We start from the raw sequence: 21,123 nt of genomic DNA, 5'->3' as shown, positions 1-21,123 counted from the left end.
CGGAGGCGGCATGGTCGTGGGATGCGACCCATCCGCGTCCTCATCGTGGACGATCACACGCTGTTCGCCGAGGCGCTCGCGGCCCGGCTGGGCCGGGAGCCGGATCTGGTGATCCTGCCGATCGCGGCCGACGCCCGGCGGGCGCTGGCGCTGACCGCGACCGAACGCCCGCACGTGGTGGTGCTGGACATGACGCTCGGTGCGGAGAGCGGCCTGGACGTGCTCGACCGGTTGCGGGAGTCGCATCCGGACGTGCGGGTGGTGGTGCTGACGGCGATGAGCGAGCTCGACGTGCTGGTGCAGGCGGTGCGGCGGGGCGCGGTGGGGTGGCTGTCGAAGACGGAGGGCGCGGAGCTGGTGGCGCGGGTGATCCGGTCGGCGGCGCGGCGGGGCGGGTGGATCCCGCCGGACGTGCTGGGCGAGGTGCTGCGCCGGCTGGCGGGCGGGGCCGAGGAGGAGCGGCTGCCGGAGCTGACGCCGCGGGAGCGGGAGGTCCTGCAGTGCATGGTGGACGGCCTGGGCCGTGCGGAGATCGCGGAGCGGCTGGGGCTGTCGGCGAACACGGTGCGGACGCACACGCAGAACCTGCTGGCGAAGCTCGGGATGCATTCGGCGCTGGAGGCGATCACGCTCGCGATGCGGGCGGGGATGCGGCCGCGGGACTGATGCAAACGGCGTAGACCGGGGTCGTCTTTTGGGCGATTTCGCGCGGTTACGACGTTCTTACGCTCGGCCTGACGAGGGCGGAGGGAAGATCGTGGAACTCGACGAGGTCGCCGCGCGGGTGGGTCGCCGTTACTGGGCGCTCCTGCTGGTCCTGACCGTGGTCCCCGTGCTGGTCGTGGGGTACGTGATGAACGGGCGCGAGCCGCCCGCGGTCGCGCAGACCCGGATCGAGGCGAGCGGCAGCGTGACCGACGCGGCCGTCGGGGACGCGGGCGTCAGCATCGTGGTCAGCCAGGTGACGGCGTACGCGACGAGCCGGAACCTGCTGACGGCGGTGCTGAAGGAGCAGAAGATCGACCGGTCGCCGCGGGAGCTGGCGAAGAGGATCGAGGTGACGGGCCTCGGCACGGCGACGATCGTGGAGCTCTCGGTCGAGGACGCCGACCCGGAGACGGCGCGGAAGCTGGCGGACGCGATCGGCGGCGCGGTGGTCGGGCAGATCAACGAGTCGAACCGGGGCGCGCTGAACGAGCGGATCGACGAGATCAACGACCGGGTCCGGGACCTGGAGGAGAAGCTCGCGCCGCTGGCGCGGGAGGCGTCGGGGCCGGTGCCCGACGTGGGCGCGATGAACGAGCGGGAGCGCGTCCAGGCGGAGCTGACGGATCTGCGGTCGAGCCGGGCGGAGCTGACGTCGGAGCTGACGACGGCGGGTTCGGCGTCGGTGGTGCAGCCGGCGGTGATCGCGCCGGAGTCGGACCCGATGGTGATGCTGGCGGCGATCGCGGGGCTGGTCGGGCTGGTGCTGGCGATCCTGGTCGCGGTGACGGCGGAGATGCTGCGGCCGACGGTGCCGGGGCAGCGCCGGGTGGCGCGGCGGCTCGGCGTGCCGCTGCTGGGCCGGACGGATCGCGGGCCCGAGGGGCTGGCGGATCTCGGGCGGCGCACGCGGCTGGCGGCCCGGCGGGCGGGCGTCGCGCAGATCACGCTGGTCGGGGCGCCCGGCCCGCTGCCCGCCGAGCTGGTGTCGACGGTCGCGTCGGCGGTGTACGGGGACGAGACGAAGCTGGTGGAGGCCCGTCCGGACGAGCCGCGGCCGGAGGACGGGGGCGGGGACGGGCCGGCGGTGAACAGCGGCGGGCCCGGCGCGAAGCGGACGAGCACGTCGGTGGTGCGGGCGGGCACCGCGGTGATGGCGACGAAGCCGGGCGACGTCGCGCGGCGGACGCCGGTGCCGTCGCGGGAGCCGTGCCACGTGCACGCGTTCGAGGACGTCGACCCGGCCGCGGCGGCGGCCGCCGGGGTCGTCGTCGTGGTCGGCCCGGTCACCGCGGTGTCGGGGCTGGAGACGGTGCGTGACCTGGTGGCGGCGTCGGGGTGGCCGCTGCTGGGGGTCGTCGGTACCCGGAAGATCAAGAGGTAGGGCTGATGAGTTCCGTTCCCTTCACCGTTCCGTCGCTGGCCGGAGAGGTCTCCGACGCCGTCGTCAAGGTCCTGGACTCGGGGTGGATCACCACGGGTCCGCAGACGAGCCAGTTCGAGCAGGAGTTCGCCGACTACCTGGGCGCGGCGCATGTCGTGGCGGTGGCGTCGTGCACGAGCGGGCTGGAGTTGTCGCTGCGCGCGCTCGGGCTGCCGCCGGGGTCGGCCGTGCTGACGCCGAGCCTCACGTTCTGCGGGGCGATCAACGCGATCCTGCACGCGGGGCACCGTCCGGTGCTGGTGGACGTCGAGGAGGACACGCTCGTCCCGGGTGCGGGGACGGTCGCGGCGGCGGCGGGCCGGGTGGACGCGGCGGCGATGGTCGTGCAGAACCAGGGCGGCTATCCCGTGGACGTCGCGGCGCTCGCCGACGCGGCGGGGCTCGACCGGACGCGGGTCGTCGAGGACGCGGCGCACGGGCCGGGCGCGGCGCGGGACGGGGCGCCGGTGGGTTCCGCGTCGTTCGCGGCGTGCTTCAGCTTCTACGCGACGAAGAACATGCCGATCGGCGAGGGCGGGGCGGTCGCGTCGAGCGACCGGGAGTTCGCCGACCGGGTGCGGGCGATGCGGCTGCACGGGATGTCGAAGGACTCGTGGCGCCGCTACCTGCCGGGCGGGAGCTGGCGCTACGACGTGCGGGCCGTGGGGCTGAAGGCGAACATGACGGACGTCCAGGCGGCGATCGGGCGGGCGCAGCTCGCGGCGCTGCCCGGCTGGCAGCGGCGCCGCGCGGAGATCGTCGCCGCGTACGACGCGGCCCTCGCGGGGCTGCCGGGGCTGACGCTGCCGCAGCGGGACCTCGCCGGGATCACGCACGCGTGGCACCTGTACCAGGTGCGGGTGCCCGACCGGGACGCGGTGAGCGCCGAACTGGAGGAGGCCGGGGTCGCGACGTCCGTCCATTTCATCCCGGCGCACCGGATGACGGCGTACCGGGAGATCCTGGGCGCCGAGGAGTGCGCGTCGGTGCCGGTGACCGAGCGGATCGCCGGGGAGCTGCTGTCGCTGCCGCTGTACCCGGGGCTGACGGCCGACCAGGTGGACCGGGTGGTGTCGGCGCTGACCGGGGCGCTGCGGAGCCGGGGCTGACCGTGCGTCGTTTCCTGCCGCGCCGCCGTCCGGCCCCCGCCGTCCCGGAGCCCGCCGGCCCGATGGCGCTGCTGCTCGGACGGGACGAGGTCGTGCTGGCGGGCCCGCGCGGGCGGCGGCTGGTGCGTGGCCGGCGGGTGCTGGTGACGGGGGCGTGCGGGCCGGTCGGGGCGGCGCTGTGCCGGCGGGTCGGGCGGTACGGCCCGGCGGCGCTGTGCCTGGTCGACACCGACGGCGGGGGGCTGGACCGGCTCGGCCGCGAGTTCGCCGGGCTGCCGGACGGGACGGTGACGGTCGCGCGGGCCGGGGTGCGCGACGCGGCCCGCGTCGACCGGGTGGTCGCGATGGCCCGCCCGGAGCTGCTGTTCCACACGGCCGGGCGGCGGGACCTGGCGGCGGTCGAACGGGACCCGTGCGGGGGCGTCGCGGACAACGTCCTCGGCACCCGGCACGCGGTCGACAGCGCGGTGCGGCACGGGGTGGAGCGGCTGGTGCTGGTGTCGTCGGAGCTGGCCGCCGACCCGACGTCGGTGCTGGGCGCGACGCTGCGGCTCGCGGAGCTGCTGCCGCGCGCGGCGACGGGCGGCCCGACGTGCTTCGCGGCGGTCCGCGTCGGCAGCGTGCTGGACGGCGGCCCGCCGCTGCGGCGGCTGGCCCGGCGGATCTCGGCGGGCGAGGCGGTGACCGTCCCGCATCCGGCGGCGGCGCGGAACCTCATGACGGTGGAGGAGGCGGCGGGGCTGCTGCTGGAGGCGGCGGCGCTCGCGGAGGAGGCGGAGACGTTCGCGCTGGACGTCGGCCGTCCCGTCCCGGTCGTGGACCTGGTGCACCGGTACGCCGAGCAGTTGCGGCTGCCGGAGGTGACGATCCGGTTCAGCGGTCTCGGGCCCGGCGAGAAGCTCGCGGAGAAGGCGTTCGCCGACTCCGAACGCCGGCTCCCGACCGTCCACCCGAAGATCTGGGCGACCCGGCCCGCCCCGCCACCGGCCGGGCTTCCCGCCCTGCTGGACGCCCTGGAGGCCGCGGCGGGCGCGGGCGACGCGCGCCGCGTGCGGCTGCTGCTGCGTCGGCTGCTGCCGGAGTACCGCCCCTCGTCTGCTGTGAGGTGCCCGTGAGCACGGACCGGAAGCTGCGCGTGGCCACGGTGATCACCCGGTTCAACGGGGGCGCCGGGCAGGTCGCGCTGAACGGGATGCTGGCGCTGCCGGACGGCGCCTACGAGCGCGCGATCGTCACCGGCGGCGTCGGCATCGACAGCCGGGCGTCCGGGAGCGGCCGGGGCGGGGTGCTGTACGGGGACGAGGCGGTCGCGAACGCGGCGGCCGGCGACCTGACGCCCCGCGCGCACACGGCCGGGATGGAGATCGTGCAGGTGGGGCCGCTGGTCCCGCAGATCTCGCCGCGCGACGACGTGGCGGCGCTGCGGACGCTCGAGGCGGTGCTGCGCGAGGGCCGCTTCGACGTCGTCCACACGCACAGCGCGAAGGGCGGCGTGATCGGGCGGGTCGCGGCGGCGCGGGCGGGTGTGCCGCGCATCGTCCACACCTGGCACGGGTTCCCGTTCAACGAGTTCCAGTCGTGGGCGCGGCGCCGCACGTATATAGGTCTGGAGCGGATCGCGGCGAAGCGGACGGACGCGTTCCTCGCGATCGGGTCCGAGACGGTGACGACGGCGCTGCGGCTGGGCCTGACGACGCCGGAGCGGGTGCGGCTGTCGTGGCCCGCGGTGGACGTCGCGGCCTACGCGGCGGCGCCGGGCTCGCGGGCGCGGGCGCGGCGGCGGCTCGACCTGCCGCTCGGGGTGAAGGTCGTCGGGTCGGTGGGGCGGCTGACGTTCCAGAAGGGCCCGGAGGTCTTCGCGGAGGCGATCGCGCGGCTGCCGGGCGACGTGTTCGGGCTGTGGGTCGGCGGCGGGCCGATGGCGGACGAGCTGGAGCGGCTGACCGAGCGGCTCGGGATCGGCGAGCGGATGCGCTGGCTCGGGCACCGCGACGACGTCGCGGCGGTGCTGCCCGCGTTCGACGTGCTGGCGATGGCGTCCCGCTGGGAGGGGCTGCCGTGCGTGCTGGTCGAGGCGATCGGCGCGGGGATCCCGCTGGTCGCGACGGCCGTCCCGTCCAACCAGGACCTGGTGCTGGCCGGGGAGACGGGGATGCTGGCCCCGCCGGAGGACCCGGCGGGGCTGGCGGCGGCGGTCACGGTCCTGCTGGACGATCCGGTCGCCGCCGCCCGGATGGCGGCGCGGGCCCGCGACCGGGTCGGCGACTGGTTCTCCCCCGCGCATCTCGGGACCGTGCTGGACGAGACCTACCGAGGGGGCTCGCGGCGGCCATGACCACGATCACCGAACGGCCGCCCGTGCGGGCGGCGCCGGACGGCGGCGGCCCGGCCCCGCTGCGGAACCGGTGGCGGCCGGAGGCGGTGCTGCTGTCCCTCGGGATCGCGTCGCTGCCGATGCTGATGCCGGCGGGGCTGCCGCCCGGGCCCGGCAACACCGGGCTGCCCGACCTCGCCCTCGTCGTCCTGACGGTCGCGACGCTGCTGTGGGCGGGCACCCGGAGGGTGCCGGTGCGGTGGCCGTTCCTGCTGCCGACCCTGCTGACGATCATCGCGGGCGGCGTCGCGGCGTACGTGAACCAGGCCGGTCTGCTCACCCTCGCCAAGGACCTGTTCGTCCTGTTCTGGGGCGTGTGCGTCGCGAACCTCGGCCGCGACCCCCGGCTGCTGCGGGTCGCCCTCCGCGCGTTCACCGGCTTCGGGACGTGCTACGCGATCGTGATGATCGCCGGGTTCGTCCTCGGCGTCGACGCGCTGTCGGGCAAGCAGCCGGACGGCATGCGCGCCATGTTCACGTTCGGCGACGCGAACTACGCGTCGAACTGGTTCATCTGCGTGTTCTTCATCGTGCGGGCCACGCGGACGCCGCGCACCGCCTGGAAGCGGTACGCGGTGCTGGGGGTCCTGCTGGTCGCCGAGCTGCTCACCGGATCCAACGGCGGCCTGCTGTCGCTGCTCGTCGCGCTCGTCCTCGGGCACCTGTTCCGGCTGTTCCGCGAGGGCCGCGCGTACCGGGCGGCGGCCACCGGCTGCCTCGCCGCGGTCGTCGCGGGCGGCGCCGCCGCGGTCGTCACGACCGTCGACATCGAGCCGCTCCTGCACCGGATCAGCGCGGTCCACCCGGTGCTGCGCGACTCGATCGGACGGACGACCGACTCGAGCACCGCGACGCGCGGCACCGTGTTCGCCACGACCGCCGACATGCTCGCCGAGCAGCCGCACCCGTGGGGCATCGGGCCCGGCGAGACCGTGAACGCGATGATGGACCGGCAGGAGACGTACGTCCGCGAGGCGCACAACGACTACATCGCCTCGACGCTCGAACGCGGGTTCCTCGGCGGCGTCGCGCTGATCGCGCTGGTGTTCGCGCTGCTGCTGGCGTGCGCGCGGATCGGGCGGCGCGGCGCGCTGACGGGCGAGTACGCCCGGCTCGTCCCCCGTCCGGAGCTGTTCGGCGCGCTCGTCGCCGTCTTCCTGATCTCCGGGATGTTCTACGAGACGCTGCACTACCGGCATGGGTGGGCGGTCTTCGGGCTGATCGCGGCCCTGCACCTGTTCGGGCGGCGGGAGTCCGCGGACCGTCCGCTCGCCGCGGTCGGGGACGGCCGATGACCGACACCCGCAGGCCCGACCCCGCCGTCCCGCCCGAGCCCGTCCCGCCCGAGCCCGGCCCGGCCGGTCCCGGCCCGGAGGCGGGACGGCTGCGGCGGCGGCTCGTCGCGCTCGTCGCGGGCAACATGGCCGGACGGGTCGGGGCGCTCGCGTCGCTCGGCGTCGCGACGGTGATGGTCGCGCGGATCGGCGGGCCCGCGCTCGTCGGCGCGTTCACGCTCGTCCGGATCCTGCCGGGACTGCTCTGCCAGCTCTCCTCGGCGGGCCTCCCGGGCGCCGCCCCGTACTTCCTCGCGCGCGACGCCGAGGACCAGCGCCGCGTCCGTCCGACACTCGCCGCGCTCACGGTGCTCGGCGCGGTCGCCGCGGGCGCCGGCTGGCTGCTGCTCAGCCCGGCGGTCCACGCGGTGTTCTTCCAGACGTTCGGATTCTGGATCACGCTCGCCGCCGCCGCGCCCGCGTTCACGCAGACGTTCGTGTCGGTCGGCAAGGGCCTGCTGCAGGGCACCGGCGACCAGGCGGGCGCGAGCCTCGCCATCGCCGTCGAGGAGTTCGTGTTCCTGCCGATCTACGGGATCATCCTCATCGGCTGGTACGGGCCGGGCGCGCTGATCACCGGGCTGGTGCTCGCGGACGTCGCCGCCGCCGCGTGGATCGTCCGGCGGCTCGCCCGCGGCGGGTTCTTCGCGGGCTGGGGGCGGCCCGACGCGCGGCTCGGCCGCCGCATCGCCGGATACGGCCTGCGCGGATACGTCGGGCAGCTCATCGACCTGCTCCAGCTCCGGTTCGACATGGCGCTGCTCGGCGCGATCGCCGGGCCGAGCGTCCTCGGCGTCTACACGGTCGCGAGCAAGTTCGCCGAGCTCGTGCAGCTCCCGGGCCTCGCCGTGAACTACGTCCTCTATCCCGACTTCGCCAAGGACGACCGGGCGACCGCCGCGCGGCGCACCGCCCGCCTCGTCCTGCCCGTGCTCGGCGTGTCCGCGCTGGCCGCGCTGCCGCTCGCGCTCGTCGCGGGGACGGCGCTGCCATGGGTCTTCGGCGACGTGTTCGACGACGCGGTGGTCCCCACCCACATCCGCCTCGCGGGCGTCGTCACCTTCGGCGTGACCGGCCTGGTCATGGCCTACCTGTACGGGGTCGGGCGGCCCGGCGCCGCGTCCACCGGGCAGGCGATCGGCCTGGTGGTCGTGGTGGTGCTCGGGGTGCTGCTGATCCCGTCGCACGGAGCCACGGGCGCCGCGATCGCCACGTCCGTCTCCTTCGTCGCCACCACCGCCGCGCTGCTGCTCTGGTTCCGGCACGTCAGGGATCTGGACGCCCGGGACCGGCGGGCGGCCGCAGAGAAGGGGTGATCGCATGTCCGAGGACCGCACCGACCTGCCGAGCAGGCCCGTCGAGCCGTCCGGCGGCGTCGCGCCGTCCCGGCCCCGTCGGGTACTGGACGTCGCCGGCGCCGCCGCCGGGCTGCTGCTGCTCGCCGTCCCGCTGCTGCTGATCTACCTGCTCGTCCGGCTGTCGAGCCGGGGGCCCGGGGTGTTCCGGCAGACCCGCGTCGGCCAGGGCGGGCGCCCGTTCACGATGTACAAGTTCCGGACGATGCGGCAGGGCGTCGGCGGGCTCACGGTGACCGCGACGTGCGACCCGCGGCTGACCCGGATCGGGAAGCTGCTGCGGGAGTGGTCGCTGGACGAGCTGCCGCAGCTCGTGAACGTCCTGCGCGGGCAGATGACGCTGGTCGGGCCGCGCCCGGAGACCTACGACCTCGCCGTGCACTACGACGCGCGCTGCCGGTGGATCTTCGACCACCGGCCGGGGCTGACCGGCCTGTCGGAGGTGCGGTTCCGCGACTTCGACGTGCTGCCGCCCGGTGAGGAGGTCGACCTCGTCAACTACATCCGCGAGATCGTGCCCGCGCGGGTCGCGGTCGATGCGGTCTACCTGCGGGACCCGTCGATGCGGGCGACGTTCCGGGCCCTGTGGGACACCGTCCGGCACGTCCTCGGGTTCACGCCGCCGCCGCTCCGGGTCGGGGCGGACGGCGCCGTCGAGGAGGTCCCGGAGGGCGGGCGGCCGCGCGCGGTGCCCCCGCCGGACGACCGGACGCCTGAGCCGCTCGCGGACCCCGCCCGGCGGCCCGCCGAGCCGTTCGCGGAGCCCGCGGAGGAACCGGGGCCCGCGGCATGACCCGTCCGCCGAAGCAGGGGCCCCGCGGAGCGGAGGCGGCACGAGCGGAGGCGGCACGAGCGGAGGCAGCGGGTCGCTCGGGGCGGTGCGGGCGGTCGCCCCCGCCCTGACCCCGCTCGAACGACCGTTGAACGATCTCGGGGGGAGAACCGGATGGACGTGCGGTACAAGATCGGCGCCGCCGTGGTCGCGGCCGCGGTGGCAACGGCCGGGCTGCTGCTCGGGGCGCGCGCGATGGACCGCTACGAGCCCTACACCGGGCCGCCCGCGACGCCCGGCACACCGCCGGCGGACGCGGACCCGACCCGCCGCATCGCGCTGAACACCGAACCCGCCGACTACCCGCGGCTGCGGGAACTCGGCTACGACCTGGTGGACATCCGCCCGGACCCGTCGCTCGTCGCCGGGATCCCGCACGGCATGCAGGCGATGATGTGGGTCGGCAACTTCCACTGCGGCGACTTCACGCTCGGCTACGACGCGTTCACCCGCGCCGTCCGGACGTACGGGCGCGACCCGCGCGTCTACGGCTGGTACCTGTCGGACGAGCCGAACACGGGCGAGTGCCCGGAGGTCGCCGGGGAGATCGAGCGGCGCGCCGACTTCCTCGAGGAGCACGCGCCCGGGCAGGTGTCCTTTATCTCGCTGACCGACTTCCCGATGGGGCCGGTGACGCCGCGGAAGGTGAACGTCGACATCGTCGGCCTCGACCCGTACCCGTGCCGGGGGGCGGTCGAGCCGAAGCAGAAGTGCGACATCGGAGCGATCGACCGGATGGTCCGGATGGCGGACCGGGCGGGCGTCCCGCGCGGGCGGGTCGCGCCCGTCCTGCAGGCGTTCGGGCAGGAGTGCTCGTCCGGCGACAAGCAGTACTGGCTGCCCACCGAGGACCAGTTCCGCGCGCTGCTGCGCCGCTGGGACCGGCTCGTCCCCGCCCCCGCGCTGGAGATCACCTACACGTGGGGCCGGCAGGAGGAGTGGGCGTGCCCCACGCTCGCGGACGCGTCCGGCGGCGAGCACCCCGACCTGCAGAGCATCGTCAAGGCGCGCAACACGGGCCGCCCGTGAGTCCTACGGAGCGGCCGCGGGGGCGCCGTTGGTGTCCGTCACCGCTCCCTCGGGCGCGTTGCTCGGCAGCGGAACCTCGACGGAGCCGATCGTCACGGCCGCCCATTCCATGAGGCCGATGACGACCACGAGTCCGACGATGAGCAGGCCGAGCCTGGTGCGGTTGAAGCCGCGCACCTTATCACCCCTCAAACGATCACCGATAGCACCACAATAGTGGCAAATCCGGGTCCGGATGCTCACTCCGGTGAGCATCCGGACCCGTCCCTCGACGCGGGCCCCGGGGCGGAAGGGGGCCGGGGGCGCGCGAGCGGGCCGTCAGCCGATCCGGCGGCTGGTCAGGTTCGCGGCGCGGGCGTTGACGCACTCGCCGGTCGCCAGGTCGAACGCGAAGTTGTGCGCGAGGCAGTGCACCCGCCCGTCCCGGACGATCGCGCCGACCGCCAGGTCCTCGCCCGCGTGCGGGCAGTACCGGGGGATGTCGTAGCGGCCGCCGTCCCACTCCACGGTGATCCGCTCGCTCCAGTCGCGTCCCGTCTCGTACGCCTCGACGGCCTGCAGCGCGGGCGCGTTCGCGTGCTTGAGCAGCCCCACGAGGTGGTCGTTGTAGACGTCCGGGTCCCGGTACAGGCTGAGCCGGAACGAGATCAGCAGGTCCTCCCACGCCATCCTGCCCGACAGGACCGCCTCGACCCAGCGGCCCGCCGTCGTGATCCGGTAGTGCGGGCGGACGTCCGCGCCGGCCTCGGCGACCGACACCCCCGCCGGGGACAGGTTCACGTCCCACGTCCCGCCGTTCGGGCCGGTCACCTCGAACCGCACCACCATCGCGATCTGTTCCAGGAAGTAGTCGCTGAGCCCGCCCAGGTACTTGAAGTGGGCGGCGAACCGGTCGAACAGGCCCGGCTCCGGCTCGGGGTTCTCGGCGAACACCCGGGCGACGTACGGGGCGCGGTCGGCCGCGTACCGCTCCAGGTACTCGGCGCGGTCGGCGTCCGCGAACGAGAACTCCGCCGACACCGGGTCCCGGACGATCTCGCCGGTGCCGAGGTCGAGGGAGTCGCCCGGCTTGAAGTGGTCGAACCGCTGCGCCGGCAGGTGCTCGCGCAGCCACACCGTCGCCGCCTCGGGGTCGCAGAACGCGCCGTCCTTCTGGTCCAGGACCCGGTTCAGCGGCGCGACCTCGGCGTCCAGGAAGCAGGGCGGGCCGGCGAACGGGACGGCCAGCTCCGGCGCGGTCTGCCGGACGAGCCGCTGCACCGACCGCAGCTTCGACACCCGCTTGCTCATCGAGATCTCCGCCATCTCGGCGGCCGGGTACTCGTAGCAGATCGGATGCCAGGACGCCCCGGACGCCTGCAGGGCCATGACGTCCAGCCGGTCCCCCGCCATGTGCTTCGCCCGGCGCGCCTGCGCCGCGGTGAGCCGGGCGTCGTTGCCGTGCAGCACCGACCGTCCGTCCACGACGAACAGGAAAGCGGCGTCATGACACATCGGCGATAGTTCCGGAATCACGGTCATCCAGGACCCACGGGAGTCGAGCGGAAATTTCTCCCACGGTGCTATCTCTATTACCGGACGGTCGCCCGCGACCGCCGCCATCCGTTCACGGAACGCCGGTCCCGGGTAGCGCGGAATGAGGATTCGGGTCCGCGCCGGTAGCCGGCCGATGACCCACGGGTCGAAATGATCTAGATGCTCGTGCGAGATCGCGACCCAGTCGGCGTCCAGGAACCGGTCGGCGTCCAAGTGATCGTTTCTCGGATACTGGTGCCAGGCCCCGAGAAACGCCCCGGTCGGCGCGAGCCAGGGGTCCGCGAGCAGGCGGAACGCCCGGGCCTCCAGCGAGACGCCCGCATGTCCGAGAAAAGTGACCGTCGGCATACCGCGACTGTCCCTCCGCCGCCGCCCCGCCGCACCCGGCGTAATGCGCAATACGGCTACGCCGTAGGCATGACGGAAATGTCAGACGAGTAAGCGACAATCCTTCCGAGACGCCGAACCAATGTCCCGCGTTCACCGACAGATGTGCATGACCACTACCGGTCAGCTACAGGACGGTTGCGGCCAAATTACTGGACACCACGCGTACACCGGGTGACCGTCGATACGGTGCTGGTGATAACGGACGGGGGTCCTTCATGAACGACGGGCGGTCGCGGGCGATTCCGCTGGACGCGCCCGCGGGCGCCGCCACGCTCACCGGCGCGCAGGTCCGGGAGTTCGTCTCCCGCTCCGCGCGCCCGCGCGCGGCGTCGTCCGCCGAGGGCGACGCGCTGTGGCGGCGACGCCTGCGGCACGACATCCGGCACGAACTGGGGACGATCATCATGCTGGCCTCGGCCGTCGCCGTGGCCGACGACATCGGCGACGCCAGCCGCGCCCGCGTCGAGCAGCTGCTCGGCGAGACCCGCTGGCTCGACCACCTGCTGCGCCGGCTCGACGGGGACGACGACGACCACCTCCCCGGCCCCGAGCGCGTCCGCGTCGATGAGCTCACCGCCGAGGTCGTCACCGGGATCAAGCTCTCCACCACCCGAGAGGTCTGCTACGACGGCGGCGAGGCGTGGGCCCACATCGACCCGGTCGCCCTGTGGCGCGCCGTCCGCAACGTCCTCGACAACGCGTGCCGCGTCGCCCGGAGCCGCGTCGACGTGCACGTCACGGCCGACCAGCGCCGGGTCACCGTCCAGGTCGACGACGACGGCCCCGGCTTCGGCGCCGCCGGCACCGCGGCCCGCGGGCTGGCGTCCCTCGGCCTCGGCATCGTCCACGACCTCATCTCCGGGTACGGCGGCGGCCTCGAGATCCGCACCTGCGAGATGGGCGGCGCCCGCGTCCGCCTGCTGCTCCCCGCCGCCCCCGACCCGGACGACTGGCGGCCCCACCCGTGAGAGTGCTGATCTGCGACGACCACGCCGTCTTCGCCGACTCGCTGTCGCTCGTCCTCGCCGACGCCGGGCACACCGTCGTGGGCGTGACCTACTCCCCCGCCGACGCGCTGCCGCTGCTGCGCGCCGGCGGGGCCGACATCTGCCTCATCGACCTGCGGTTCCCGACCGGCACCGCGCTCGACTGGATGCCGCGGCTGCGCACCGCCGCGCCGCACACCCGCTTCGTCGTCCTGACCGGCTTCCTCGAACACCCGGTCCTGGACGCGGGCGTCGCGGCGGGCGTCCGCGGCTTCGCGCACAAGGGGCAGCAGGCCGGCGACGTCCTCGACGTGCTGCGCCGCGTCGCCGCGGGCGAGACCGTCGTCGACCAGGGCCTCGGCCGCCCCGGCGCCCGCCCCCGCGGCGACGCCCAACGCGTCGCCCGGTTCCTCACTCCCCGCGAACGGGAGGTCCTCACCCGGCTGGCCCGGGGCGAGTCCACCCAGGCCCTCGCGAAGGCCATGGGCGTCACCCGCAGCACCGCGCGCAGCCACGTCCAGAGCGTCCTGAGCAAACTCGGCGTCCACTCGCAGCGCGAAGCCGTCATCGAGGCCGCCCGCCACGGCCTCGTCAGCGTCGAGACCGGGGAGTGGATCGCGGGCTGAACGCGACCGGGGCCCTCCGGCACTTCCGCGATGCGGTGTCCGTTGGACCCGGCACGCACGCACCGGCGGACGGGAACCCATGACCGACACGACAGACCGACCGACCCGGCTCATCGACCTGGACGCGGGACGGGTGGAGTACCGGCTGGACGAGCGCGGGCCCGCGACCGTCCTGATGCTGCACGGCGGCCACATGCGCGCCGGGATCGCCCTGGGCGAGCGGGTGTTCGCCGACGCCGGGCACACGGTCCTGGCCGTCTCGCGCCCCGGCTACGGCCGCACGCCGCTGTCCACCGGGACGACGCCGGACCGGTTCGCCGACGTGCTGGCCGGCCTGTGCGCGCGGCTCGGCATCGGCTCCCTGGCGGCCGTGGTGGGCCAGTCGGCGGGCGGGCCCACCGCCCTGGCACTGGCCGCGCGCCACCCCGAACTGGTCGAGCGGCTCGTCCTGGAGAGCGCGGTCGGCCCGCTGCCGTGGCCCGCCCGGCGCACCCGGCTCGCCGCCGCCGCGGCCTTCCATCCCCGGACCGAAGCGGCCACCTGGTCGCTGGTCCGCGCGCTCGTCCGCCGCGCCCCCGGTCTCGTCCTCCGGGGGCTGCTGGCCGACCTGAGCGCCCGCCGCCCGGCCGAGGTGCTCGCCGCCCTGGACGGCCCCGCCCGGGCCGCCCTGCTGGGGCTGTTCGGACGCATGCGCTCGGGGTCGGGGTTCGGCAACGACGTGCGCGTCATGTCCGCCCCGGACGGCGCCCGCCGCAGGGCCGCCCAGGCGGCCGGGCTGCGCCGCCCGACCCTGGTGATCGCCTCGCCCGACGACGGGTCGGTGCCGTACGCCCACGCCCGGTCCCTGGCCGACGCCGTCCCGGACGCGCGGCTCGTGGCCAGTGCCGCGCCGAGCCACCTCATCTGGTTCGGCGACGCCTACCGCGACACGGCGACCGCCATCACCGATTTCCTCACCGGGCCCCGCGGCACGGGAGCGGACCGGGTACGCCCGGGGGCGTGACCGTGCTCCACCGGACGCCGCGGCCGCGCACCTGCCGTGGGTCGCGGGTCAGCCGTCGTGGGCGGGGAGCTCCACGGTCACCGTCAGGCCGCCTTCCGCGCGGGGGGAGGCCGTCGCCCGGCCGGCGTGGGCTTCGGCGATGGCGCGCACGATGGACAGGCCGAGCCCGCTGCCGCGGTCGGAACCGAGGCGGTCGCCGTGCAGGCGGCGGAACGGCTCGAAGATGTTCTGGACCTCGTAGGCGGGCACCGGCGGGCCCGTGTTGGCGACCAGCAGCTCGATGCGGTCGTCGCGCCTGCGGGTGGTCGCCCAGAGCTCGCCGCCCGCCCGGTTGTGGCGCAGGCCGTTGTCGACGAGGTTCTGCACCAGGCGTTCGAGCAGGATCGCGTTTCCCGCCGTCGGCGCGCCGTCCAGGAGGCGATGGACCGTGACGTCCTTGGCCGCCGCCTCTTCCTGCGAGCGGTCGAGGGCGTGCTCGACCACGTCCATGAGGTCCAGGGGGCTCCCGTCGAGGACGGTGCGCTCGCCCTCCGCGAGGGCGAGGAGCCCTTCGATCAGCCCGGCGACTACGCGGAGACGGTCCTCTACGACGTGTTCGTCCGGAGTTTCTCCTGGTCGAGGTCCGGCTACCCGCACCCCTGGACGGAGTCCTTCTACCATTTCCCGAGCGCGTCGCGGCCCGACGCCGACTTCCCGCTCATCGGCGGCGGAACGTCGTCCGGCGCCGCCCGCCGCTACGAACACGGACCCGCGGGGACGCGGGTCGTCGAACCGTACGCCGCGCCGCTGCGCTGGTACCAGCGCAACGTCCGCGTGCCCGGTACGGTCCTCGGGCTCGTCACCGCCGCCGGCGCGGCGGGGCTGCTGCGGCGCCGCACAAGGTCCCTCGATGCGGGGCTCCTGTGGACGACCGGATTCGCGCTCCTGGCGATCCCGCCCGCCAGTACGGACTTCGACTACCGCTACCTGCTGCCGGCGACTCCCCTGCTGTGCACGGCCGCCGTCCTGGCATGGCGACCGCGGGCCGGACACGGCGGACCGGGCACGCCCGGACGCACACCCGTGCCGGGCGTCCGGGGGACGCGGTCGGGCCGGGGTTCGGTACGCCCGGGGGCGTAGGCGGGGTGTCTCCCGGCAGGCGACGTGGGGGCGGGGGCGCTGACCTACTGTTCGATACATGAGCACTCAGCCGCACGCGCCGGCGCGGGGGCAGTGGCCGCGGCCGAGGGAGTGGCCGGTGTGGGTCGTCCCCGTGTTCCTGGCGTTCTTCCAGGTCATGGGGTCGCTCGGGGCGCAGCAGGAGCCGCCGGAGGGGCCGCGCAACCACGGTCCGTGGAGCGAGCAGGGGCCGCCTTGGGCGGACGGGTCGATGGACATCGGCAACACGCCGCTCGACCCGCTCGGGCTCGCGCTGCTCGCCGGCGGGCCCGCGCTGCTGCTGTTCCGGCGGCGGTACCCGCTGTTCACGCTGGCGGCGGTCGGCGCGGTGACGGCCGTGTACTTCCTGCGCGCCTACACCTACGGGCCCGCCCCGACGGCGCTGGGCGTCGCGGCGTTCGGCGCGGTCATGGCGGGGCACCGGCTCGCGGCCTGGGCGGGGACCGCGCTCGGGCTGGCCGGGTTCTTCACGCTCACCGCGCTCATCGGCGTCCCGCTCGCGGAGCGCGGTGAGCCCGGCCCGGTGTTCCCGGTGGAGGAACCGACGGCCGGCGGCATGACGATCTTCATCGGGTGGGCGCTCGTGGTGCTGATCGGCGGCGAGCTCGTGCGGATGCGCGCGCAGCGGGCCGCCGAGAGCGCGCGGACGCGCGCGGAGGAGGAGAAGCGGCAGGCGAGCGAGGAGCGGCTGCGGATGGCCCGCGAGCTGCACGACGTGCTGGCCCACAACATCTCGATGATCAACGTGCAGGCGGGGGTCGCGCTGCACCTGATCGACGACGATCCCGGGCAGGCGCGGACGGCGCTCGCGGCGATCAAGGAGGCCAGCAAGGAGGCGCTGACCGAGATGCGGTCGGTGATCGGGGCGCTGCGGGCGCAGGGCGAGACGGCGCCGCGCTCGCCCACGGCCGGGCTCGACCGGCTGGACGAGCTGCTGGCGCGGGCCGCGTCGGCGGGGCTCACCGTCGACTCCGAGGTCACCGGCGAACGCGGGACGCTGCACGCCGGGACGAGCCTGGCCGCGTTCCGGATCGTCCAGGAGGCCCTGACGAACGTGACGCGGCACGCGGGGCCGGGCCCGGTGACGGCGCGGGTCCGCATCGCCTACCGTGAACAGGAGATCGAGGTGCGGGTCGAGGACGACGGCCGCGGGGTGTCGCTGCTGGACGACCGTCCCGCGGGCAGCGGGATCCACGGGATGCGGGAGCGGGCCGCCGCGCTGGGCGGTACGTTCGAGGCGGGCCCGCGGCCCGGCGGCGGGTTCGCCGTCCGCGCCACGCTGCCCCGCGACGCGCCGGACGAGCCGCCCGGGAGGGACGCCCAGTGATCAAGGTGCTGCTGGCCGACGACCAGATCCTCGTCCGCGCCGGGTTCCGGGCGCTGCTGGACGCGCAGCCCGACATCGAGGTCGTCGGCGAGGCGAGCGACGGCGAGGAGGCCGTCGCGCAGGCGAAACGGCTGCGTCCCGACATCATCCTGATGGACATCCGCATGCCCGGTCTCGACGGCCTCGCCGCCACCCGGCGGATCGCCGAGGACGAGCGCCTGGACGGCGTCCGCATCGTCATCCTGACCACGTTCGAGCTCGACGAGTACGTGTTCGAGGCGCTGCGCGGCGGCGCGAGCGGGTTCCTGGTGAAGGACACCGAGCCGGTGGAGCTGATCCACGCCGTGCGGGCCGTGGCGGCGGGCGACGCGCTGCTGTCGCCGAGCGTGACCCGGCGGCTGATCGCCGAGTTCGCGGCGCGGGCCAAGGAACCGGCGCCGTCGCCGCACCTGAACTCCCTCACCGACCGGGAGCGCGAGGTCATGGCCCTCGTCGGGGAGGGCTTGACGAACGAGGAGATCGCCGCCCGTCTCGTCGTCAGTCCCGCGACCGCGAAAACGCACGTCAGCCGCACGATGGTGAAGCTCGGCGCCCGCGACCGGGCGCAACTCGTCGTGTTCGCCTACGAGTCGGGGATCGTCAAGCCGGGCTGGCTGCCGTAAATTTCACTTCTTCGAGATTGGCTGTCGCGCCGCCGTGGCGACATGACAGGGTGGATCGAGCACGATGGGAAGCGGGGGAGCCGGGCGGCGACGCCGTGACCGAGCAAGGGAGTCCGGTGCCGAACGACACGAGGATCCTCGCCGTCGACGACCGCGAGGAGAACCTGACCGCGCTCGCGGCGGTGCTCGACGCGCTGCCCGTCGAGGTCGTGACGGTCACGTCCGGCCCGGCGGCGCTCAAGGAGCTGCTCGACGGCGACTTCGCGCTGATCCTGCTCGACGTCGTGATGCCCGAGATGGACGGCTTCGAGACGGCCGCGCACATCAAGGGCCGGGCCCGCACCCGGGACGTCCCGATCATCTTCCTCACCGCGGCGGGCGACGCCGGTGAGGAGGCGTTCCGCGGCTACTCGGCGGGCGCCGTCGACTTCCTGACCAAGCCGTTCGACCCGTGGCTGCTGCGCGCCAAGGTGTCGGTGTTCATCGAGCTGCACCGCCGCAACCTGGAGCTGCGGCGGCAGGCGGCGCTGCTGCAGCGCACCCTCGGCGATGACGGCGAGGAGACGGCGGCGCGCTGCGACCGCCTGGTCAGGGCCTTGGACGAACGCCTCTCCCGCGTCGAGGACGACGTCGCGCACCTGCGCCCCGACGAGACGGCCGGGGACGTCCCCGACGTGCTCCACGACCTGGCCGACCACGTCGCCGACCTCCGCCTGGCGCTCGACGCCTTCTCCGCCGGCAACTGACCCTGCGTCCCCCTGGCCGCGGGCGCTCCCGCGGGTCGGGTGGTGGTGCGGGCTTACGCTGAGCGCGACCCTCAGTAATCACTTACTGTGACGGGCGGCGCGCGGGACCGGAAGGCCCGCAGGGCGGGCGATTCGCAAGATCACACAGGTCAGGGCCGCTTTTCGGGCGTGACCGAATCCCAGATTCCGGGTTGTCGAAAGTAAGTACTTAGGAGTAACTTGCACTCTACGTCACGCCCGTGACCCCCATCACGCGGTGTGCGCACCCCCGCCGTCGACCCCCGGGAGCAGATCCATGTCCGACTCCGCCGGTGCGCCGCTCGGGCGCGTCCGCTGGAAGCGTTTCGCGGCCGTCGCGGCCCCCGCCGTGATCGGTGCGGGCGCGATGGTGTTCATGACCGCCCAGGGCTCCGTCGCGTCGTCGTTCGCGGTCTCCGGCGGCAGCTTCAAGGTCAGCGCCGACCGCCTCGTGGGCTCCGGGTTCGTGCAGTACGGCGGCGTGGACACCGACGGGAAGGGCGGTGAGCATCCGGTGCAGGTGTCCGCCATCAAGAACGCGAAGATCACGAACATGTGCCAGTCGGTGAAGGTCGGGCCGTTCACGCTGCGGCTGACCGCCGGAACGGACGGCACCCCGGTCGAGGCGACGAACCTGGTGCTGGACGTCGCGCAGCTCGAGGCGGACGCGACGTTCTCCGGCATCGAGATCGGGCGGGACGCGAGCACGCTCGACAAGGGGCCGTCCGGCTCGACGGGCGCGGCCGGGATGTTCGGGCAGCAGGCCGACCGCATCGAGCTGCGGAACGTCCGGCAGACGGCGTGGGCGACGACCGCCGGGACGTTCAAGCTCAGCGACCTGCACATGACCCTCGGCGACGAGTGCTTCTGAGGGCCATGAACTCCCCCGCACCCCACGGGTTCCGCCGCTGGCGGCGGACGCGCCCCTTCTGGGGCGGCCTGCTCGCCGTCGCCGGCGGCGTGGAAATCGTCCTGGTCCCGCTGGCGCCGATGCCGGTCACCGTCCACCAGGGCATGGCCGGGGTGGCGAGCTGGCTGATCGGCGCGCTGCTGGTGACGGCGGGCGCGCTGCTGTGGTTCCAGCCCGCGCAGCGGTCGTTCTTCGGCGTGCTGGCCGTGCTGCTGGCGCTCGCGTCCTTCCTGACCTCGAACTTCGGCGGCTTCTTCGCCGGGCTGCTGCTGGGCGTGCTCGGCGGCGCCCTCGGCTTCGCGTGGTCGCCCGCACCGGAGCCGCCGCCGGCCCGGGACGCGACGGGCGCGTGGGACGTCCCGCGCGGCGGACGGCTCACGGCGCTCGCCGTCCCGCTGGCGCTGCCCGCCTTCCTGGGCGGGCACCTCCTGGCTCCCGGCCCCGCCCCGTCCGCCGCCGCGCCGGACGCGGGCGCGGGGCCGCGCGTCTACCTCGGCGCGGCGACGCTGCGCGCCCGCTCCCTGACGATGACGGGCCTCAGCTACGACGGCGTCGCGCGGCTGCCGTCGTCCGCCGGGACGGTCGAGGCGCTGAAGTTCTCGATGGCGAAGGCCGTGCTGACGGACGTCGACCAGGTCGCCGGGCGCGGCGGCGGCGCGTCCCGCACGACGACCGGGAGCCTGACGCTGAACGGCCGCGTCGTCATGTACACGACGAAGATGTCGGCGAGGCTGCTCGGCGTGCCGGTGACGTTCACGCCCGCGCATCCGCCGCCGCTGACGCCGCCCTACATGGTGATGACGGACGTGGTGTCGGAGCGCCCGTCCGTGCGGGCGGACGGCGCCGCGATCGACGGGCTCGGCATCTCCGCGCGCGCCTGATCCAGCGCGCCCGTCCCCATCTTGCCGCGGATGATGAGCGCGCCGGCGATCACCGCCACGACGACCAGGACCGCCGCGACCGTCACGATGATGATCGTCTTGCGGCGTTCGCGCGCCTTCGGGGTGTTGCGGGACGGCCGCGAGACCGGCGGCGGCGACTGCTGCCGCCAGTCCGACTGCGGCAGGCCCCACGGCGGCGCCGACTGCCGCGGCGACGGCCCAGGAGGCGGCGTCGAGGACGATCGCGGCTGCGGCGCGGACGGGGACGCGGACGGGGACGCGGACGGCGACGCGGACGGCGACGTGGACGGGCGCGGCTGCGGCGTCGACGGGGACGGGCGCTCCGGCGACGGCTGCGGCGGCGGGGGCGCCCACTCGGTCTCCACGAGGGTGCGCGGCTCGCTCCGCCGGTCGTCGCCGACCTCGGTGACGTCGACCTCGGTGACGTCGGCGTCGCGCGGGTCGAGGACCCGCGGGTCCATGACGGTCTCGGCCGCGTCCTCCCGGGTCTCGTCGTCCACCGGCCGGGACGCGGGCCCCGGGCCGGGCCCGGGACCGGGCAGGAAGCCGCCGGACGGCCGGTCGGTCACCGTCTCGTCCGTGAGCGTCCGGGGCGGCGCCGGGACGGACGGGCGCGACGGCGGCCCGCTCTGCGACGGCGGCACGCCCCGCGACCGCGACGGCGGCCCCGCCTGCGCCGGCGGCCCGCCCTGCGACGG

Annotated in this window: 22 protein-coding genes; 18 read left to right on the top strand and 4 right to left on the bottom strand. The window is 74.8% G+C overall.

Features of this window, described 5'->3' with window-relative positions:
• Positions 1 to 21: 21 nt before the first annotated feature.
• The 9 genes from ACFQ11_RS17440 to ACFQ11_RS17400 all read left to right on the top strand — a co-directional run bounded on the left by ACFQ11_RS17440 (position 22) and on the right by ACFQ11_RS17400 (position 10,161).
• Positions 22 to 666 carry a response regulator gene (locus ACFQ11_RS17440; protein ID WP_378299738.1) on the top strand — a complete coding sequence of 215 codons (645 nt, stop codon included), beginning with the start codon at positions 22 to 24 and terminating at the stop codon, positions 664 to 666.
• A gap of 91 nt (positions 667 to 757) precedes the next feature.
• Complete coding sequence (locus ACFQ11_RS17435) at positions 758 to 2,089, top strand: YveK family protein (RefSeq protein ID WP_378299736.1); 1,332 nt, start codon at positions 758 to 760, stop codon at positions 2,087 to 2,089.
• 5 nt (positions 2,090 to 2,094) lie between these two features.
• Positions 2,095 to 3,237: a DegT/DnrJ/EryC1/StrS family aminotransferase gene (locus ACFQ11_RS17430; protein ID WP_378299734.1), complete on the top strand. Its 1,143-nt coding sequence runs from the start codon at positions 2,095 to 2,097 to the stop codon at positions 3,235 to 3,237.
• Positions 3,238 to 3,239: 2 nt separating this feature from the next.
• Positions 3,240 to 4,352 carry a polysaccharide biosynthesis protein gene (locus tag ACFQ11_RS17425; RefSeq protein WP_378299732.1) on the top strand — a complete coding sequence of 371 codons (1,113 nt, stop codon included), beginning with the start codon at positions 3,240 to 3,242 and terminating at the stop codon, positions 4,350 to 4,352.
• Positions 4,349 to 5,572: a glycosyltransferase gene (locus ACFQ11_RS17420; protein WP_378299730.1), complete on the top strand. Its 1,224-nt coding sequence runs from the start codon at positions 4,349 to 4,351 to the stop codon at positions 5,570 to 5,572. The genes ACFQ11_RS17425 and ACFQ11_RS17420 overlap by 4 nt, the downstream gene beginning before the upstream one ends.
• Positions 5,569 to 6,906 carry an O-antigen ligase family protein gene (locus tag ACFQ11_RS17415; RefSeq protein WP_378299728.1) on the top strand — a complete coding sequence of 446 codons (1,338 nt, stop codon included), beginning with the start codon at positions 5,569 to 5,571 and terminating at the stop codon, positions 6,904 to 6,906. Before ACFQ11_RS17420 ends, ACFQ11_RS17415 begins: the two co-directional genes overlap by 4 nt.
• Positions 6,903 to 8,261, top strand: coding sequence for a lipopolysaccharide biosynthesis protein (locus ACFQ11_RS17410; RefSeq protein ID WP_378299726.1), 1,359 nt, complete (start codon positions 6,903 to 6,905; stop codon positions 8,259 to 8,261). Before ACFQ11_RS17415 ends, ACFQ11_RS17410 begins: the two co-directional genes overlap by 4 nt.
• Before the next feature lie 4 nt (positions 8,262 to 8,265).
• Positions 8,266 to 9,093: a sugar transferase gene (locus ACFQ11_RS17405; protein WP_378299724.1), complete on the top strand. Its 828-nt coding sequence runs from the start codon at positions 8,266 to 8,268 to the stop codon at positions 9,091 to 9,093.
• Positions 9,094 to 9,246: 153 nt separating this feature from the next.
• Entirely contained in the window at positions 9,247 to 10,161 is a 915-nt protein-coding gene (locus ACFQ11_RS17400) for a hypothetical protein (protein WP_378299722.1), read from the top strand.
• 3 nt (positions 10,162 to 10,164) lie between these two features.
• Here the strand turns inward: ACFQ11_RS17400 and ACFQ11_RS17395 are convergent, their stop codons facing one another.
• Together ACFQ11_RS17395 and ACFQ11_RS17390 are read right to left on the bottom strand one after the other, a co-directional pair.
• A complete protein-coding gene (locus tag ACFQ11_RS17395) occupies positions 10,165 to 10,338 on the bottom strand; it encodes a hypothetical protein (protein ID WP_378299720.1) in 174 nt (57 codons plus the stop codon).
• Positions 10,339 to 10,479: 141 nt separating this feature from the next.
• Positions 10,480 to 12,045 (bottom strand): Rieske 2Fe-2S domain-containing protein, encoded by a 1,566-nt coding sequence (locus ACFQ11_RS17390; RefSeq protein ID WP_378299718.1) that lies wholly within the window; start codon positions 12,043 to 12,045, stop codon positions 10,480 to 10,482.
• A gap of 257 nt (positions 12,046 to 12,302) precedes the next feature.
• On the opposite strand from ACFQ11_RS17390, the gene ACFQ11_RS17385 reads away from it, so the two are divergent.
• The 3 genes from ACFQ11_RS17385 to ACFQ11_RS17375 all read left to right on the top strand — a co-directional run bounded on the left by ACFQ11_RS17385 (position 12,303) and on the right by ACFQ11_RS17375 (position 14,702).
• Positions 12,303 to 13,055: a sensor histidine kinase gene (locus ACFQ11_RS17385; protein ID WP_378299716.1), complete on the top strand. Its 753-nt coding sequence runs from the start codon at positions 12,303 to 12,305 to the stop codon at positions 13,053 to 13,055.
• On the top strand, positions 13,052 to 13,699 hold the full coding sequence (locus ACFQ11_RS17380; protein WP_378299714.1) for a response regulator transcription factor: 648 nt from the start codon (positions 13,052 to 13,054) through the stop codon (positions 13,697 to 13,699). Before ACFQ11_RS17385 ends, ACFQ11_RS17380 begins: the two co-directional genes overlap by 4 nt.
• Positions 13,700 to 13,778: 79 nt before the next feature.
• The gene (locus tag ACFQ11_RS17375) at positions 13,779 to 14,702 is read left to right on the top strand and encodes an alpha/beta fold hydrolase (RefSeq protein ID WP_378299712.1); all 924 of its coding nucleotides are present in this window, start codon (positions 13,779 to 13,781) and stop codon (positions 14,700 to 14,702) included.
• A 48-nt stretch (positions 14,703 to 14,750) separates the two neighbouring features.
• Here the strand turns inward: ACFQ11_RS17375 and ACFQ11_RS17370 are convergent, their stop codons facing one another.
• Positions 14,751 to 15,191 carry a sensor histidine kinase gene (locus ACFQ11_RS17370; RefSeq protein ID WP_378299710.1) on the bottom strand — a complete coding sequence of 147 codons (441 nt, stop codon included), beginning with the start codon at positions 15,189 to 15,191 and terminating at the stop codon, positions 14,751 to 14,753.
• Between ACFQ11_RS17370 and ACFQ11_RS17365 the strand changes: the two genes are divergently transcribed.
• The 6 genes from ACFQ11_RS17365 (at position 15,174) to ACFQ11_RS17340 (ending at position 20,404) form a co-directional block, all read left to right on the top strand.
• A complete protein-coding gene (locus ACFQ11_RS17365) occupies positions 15,174 to 15,821 on the top strand; it encodes a hypothetical protein (RefSeq protein WP_378299708.1) in 648 nt (215 codons plus the stop codon). The genes ACFQ11_RS17370 and ACFQ11_RS17365 overlap by 18 nt on opposite strands.
• A 58-nt stretch (positions 15,822 to 15,879) precedes the next feature.
• A complete protein-coding gene (locus ACFQ11_RS17360) occupies positions 15,880 to 17,187 on the top strand; it encodes a sensor histidine kinase (protein WP_378299706.1) in 1,308 nt (435 codons plus the stop codon).
• A complete protein-coding gene (locus ACFQ11_RS17355) occupies positions 17,184 to 17,849 on the top strand; it encodes a response regulator (RefSeq protein ID WP_378299703.1) in 666 nt (221 codons plus the stop codon). Before ACFQ11_RS17360 ends, ACFQ11_RS17355 begins: the two co-directional genes overlap by 4 nt.
• A gap of 116 nt (positions 17,850 to 17,965) precedes the next feature.
• A complete protein-coding gene (locus ACFQ11_RS17350) occupies positions 17,966 to 18,595 on the top strand; it encodes a response regulator (protein ID WP_378299701.1) in 630 nt (209 codons plus the stop codon).
• 295 nt (positions 18,596 to 18,890) lie between these two features.
• Positions 18,891 to 19,484: a DUF6230 family protein gene (locus tag ACFQ11_RS17345; protein ID WP_378299699.1), complete on the top strand. Its 594-nt coding sequence runs from the start codon at positions 18,891 to 18,893 to the stop codon at positions 19,482 to 19,484.
• Between the two features lie 5 nt (positions 19,485 to 19,489).
• Positions 19,490 to 20,404, top strand: coding sequence for a DUF6114 domain-containing protein (locus tag ACFQ11_RS17340; protein ID WP_378299697.1), 915 nt, complete (start codon positions 19,490 to 19,492; stop codon positions 20,402 to 20,404).
• On the opposite strand, the gene ACFQ11_RS17335 is transcribed toward ACFQ11_RS17340, so the two are convergent.
• A complete protein-coding gene (locus tag ACFQ11_RS17335) occupies positions 20,311 to 20,994 on the bottom strand; it encodes a hypothetical protein (protein WP_378299695.1) in 684 nt (227 codons plus the stop codon). The genes ACFQ11_RS17340 and ACFQ11_RS17335 overlap by 94 nt on opposite strands.
• Positions 20,995 to 21,123: the final 129 nt, after the last annotated feature.

Source organism: Actinomadura sediminis (assembly GCF_042675525.1).
Classification (GTDB): Bacteria; Actinomycetota; Actinomycetes; order Streptosporangiales; family Streptosporangiaceae; genus Spirillospora; species Spirillospora sediminis.
The sequence above is the reverse complement of the archived record's forward strand: the minus strand, read 5'-3'. Positions and strand labels throughout refer to the sequence as shown.

Bases quoted from the DNA above. Each gene is read 5' to 3' on its own strand.
- ACFQ11_RS17410 (WP_378299726.1), top strand. From the start codon at position 6,903: ATGACCGACACCCGCAGGCCCGACCCCGCCGTCCCGCCCGAGCCCGTC.
- ACFQ11_RS17415 (WP_378299728.1), top strand. From the start codon at position 5,569: ATGACCACGATCACCGAACGGCCGCCCGTGCGGGCGGCGCCGGACGGC.
- ACFQ11_RS17385 (WP_378299716.1), top strand. From the start codon at position 12,303: ATGAACGACGGGCGGTCGCGGGCGATTCCGCTGGACGCGCCCGCGGGC.
- ACFQ11_RS17375 (WP_378299712.1), top strand. From the start codon at position 13,779: ATGACCGACACGACAGACCGACCGACCCGGCTCATCGACCTGGACGCG.
- ACFQ11_RS17360 (WP_378299706.1), top strand. From the start codon at position 15,880: ATGAGCACTCAGCCGCACGCGCCGGCGCGGGGGCAGTGGCCGCGGCCG.
- ACFQ11_RS17430 (WP_378299734.1), top strand. From the start codon at position 2,095: ATGAGTTCCGTTCCCTTCACCGTTCCGTCGCTGGCCGGAGAGGTCTCC.
- ACFQ11_RS17390 (WP_378299718.1), bottom strand. From the start codon at position 12,045: ATGCCGACGGTCACTTTTCTCGGACATGCGGGCGTCTCGCTGGAGGCC.
- ACFQ11_RS17440 (WP_378299738.1), top strand. From the start codon at position 22: ATGCGACCCATCCGCGTCCTCATCGTGGACGATCACACGCTGTTCGCC.
- ACFQ11_RS17340 (WP_378299697.1), top strand. From the start codon at position 19,490: ATGAACTCCCCCGCACCCCACGGGTTCCGCCGCTGGCGGCGGACGCGC.
- ACFQ11_RS17400 (WP_378299722.1), top strand. From the start codon at position 9,247: ATGGACGTGCGGTACAAGATCGGCGCCGCCGTGGTCGCGGCCGCGGTG.
- ACFQ11_RS17370 (WP_378299710.1), bottom strand. From the start codon at position 15,191: ATGGACGTGGTCGAGCACGCCCTCGACCGCTCGCAGGAAGAGGCGGCG.
- ACFQ11_RS17405 (WP_378299724.1), top strand. From the start codon at position 8,266: ATGTCCGAGGACCGCACCGACCTGCCGAGCAGGCCCGTCGAGCCGTCC.
- ACFQ11_RS17345 (WP_378299699.1), top strand. From the start codon at position 18,891: ATGTCCGACTCCGCCGGTGCGCCGCTCGGGCGCGTCCGCTGGAAGCGT.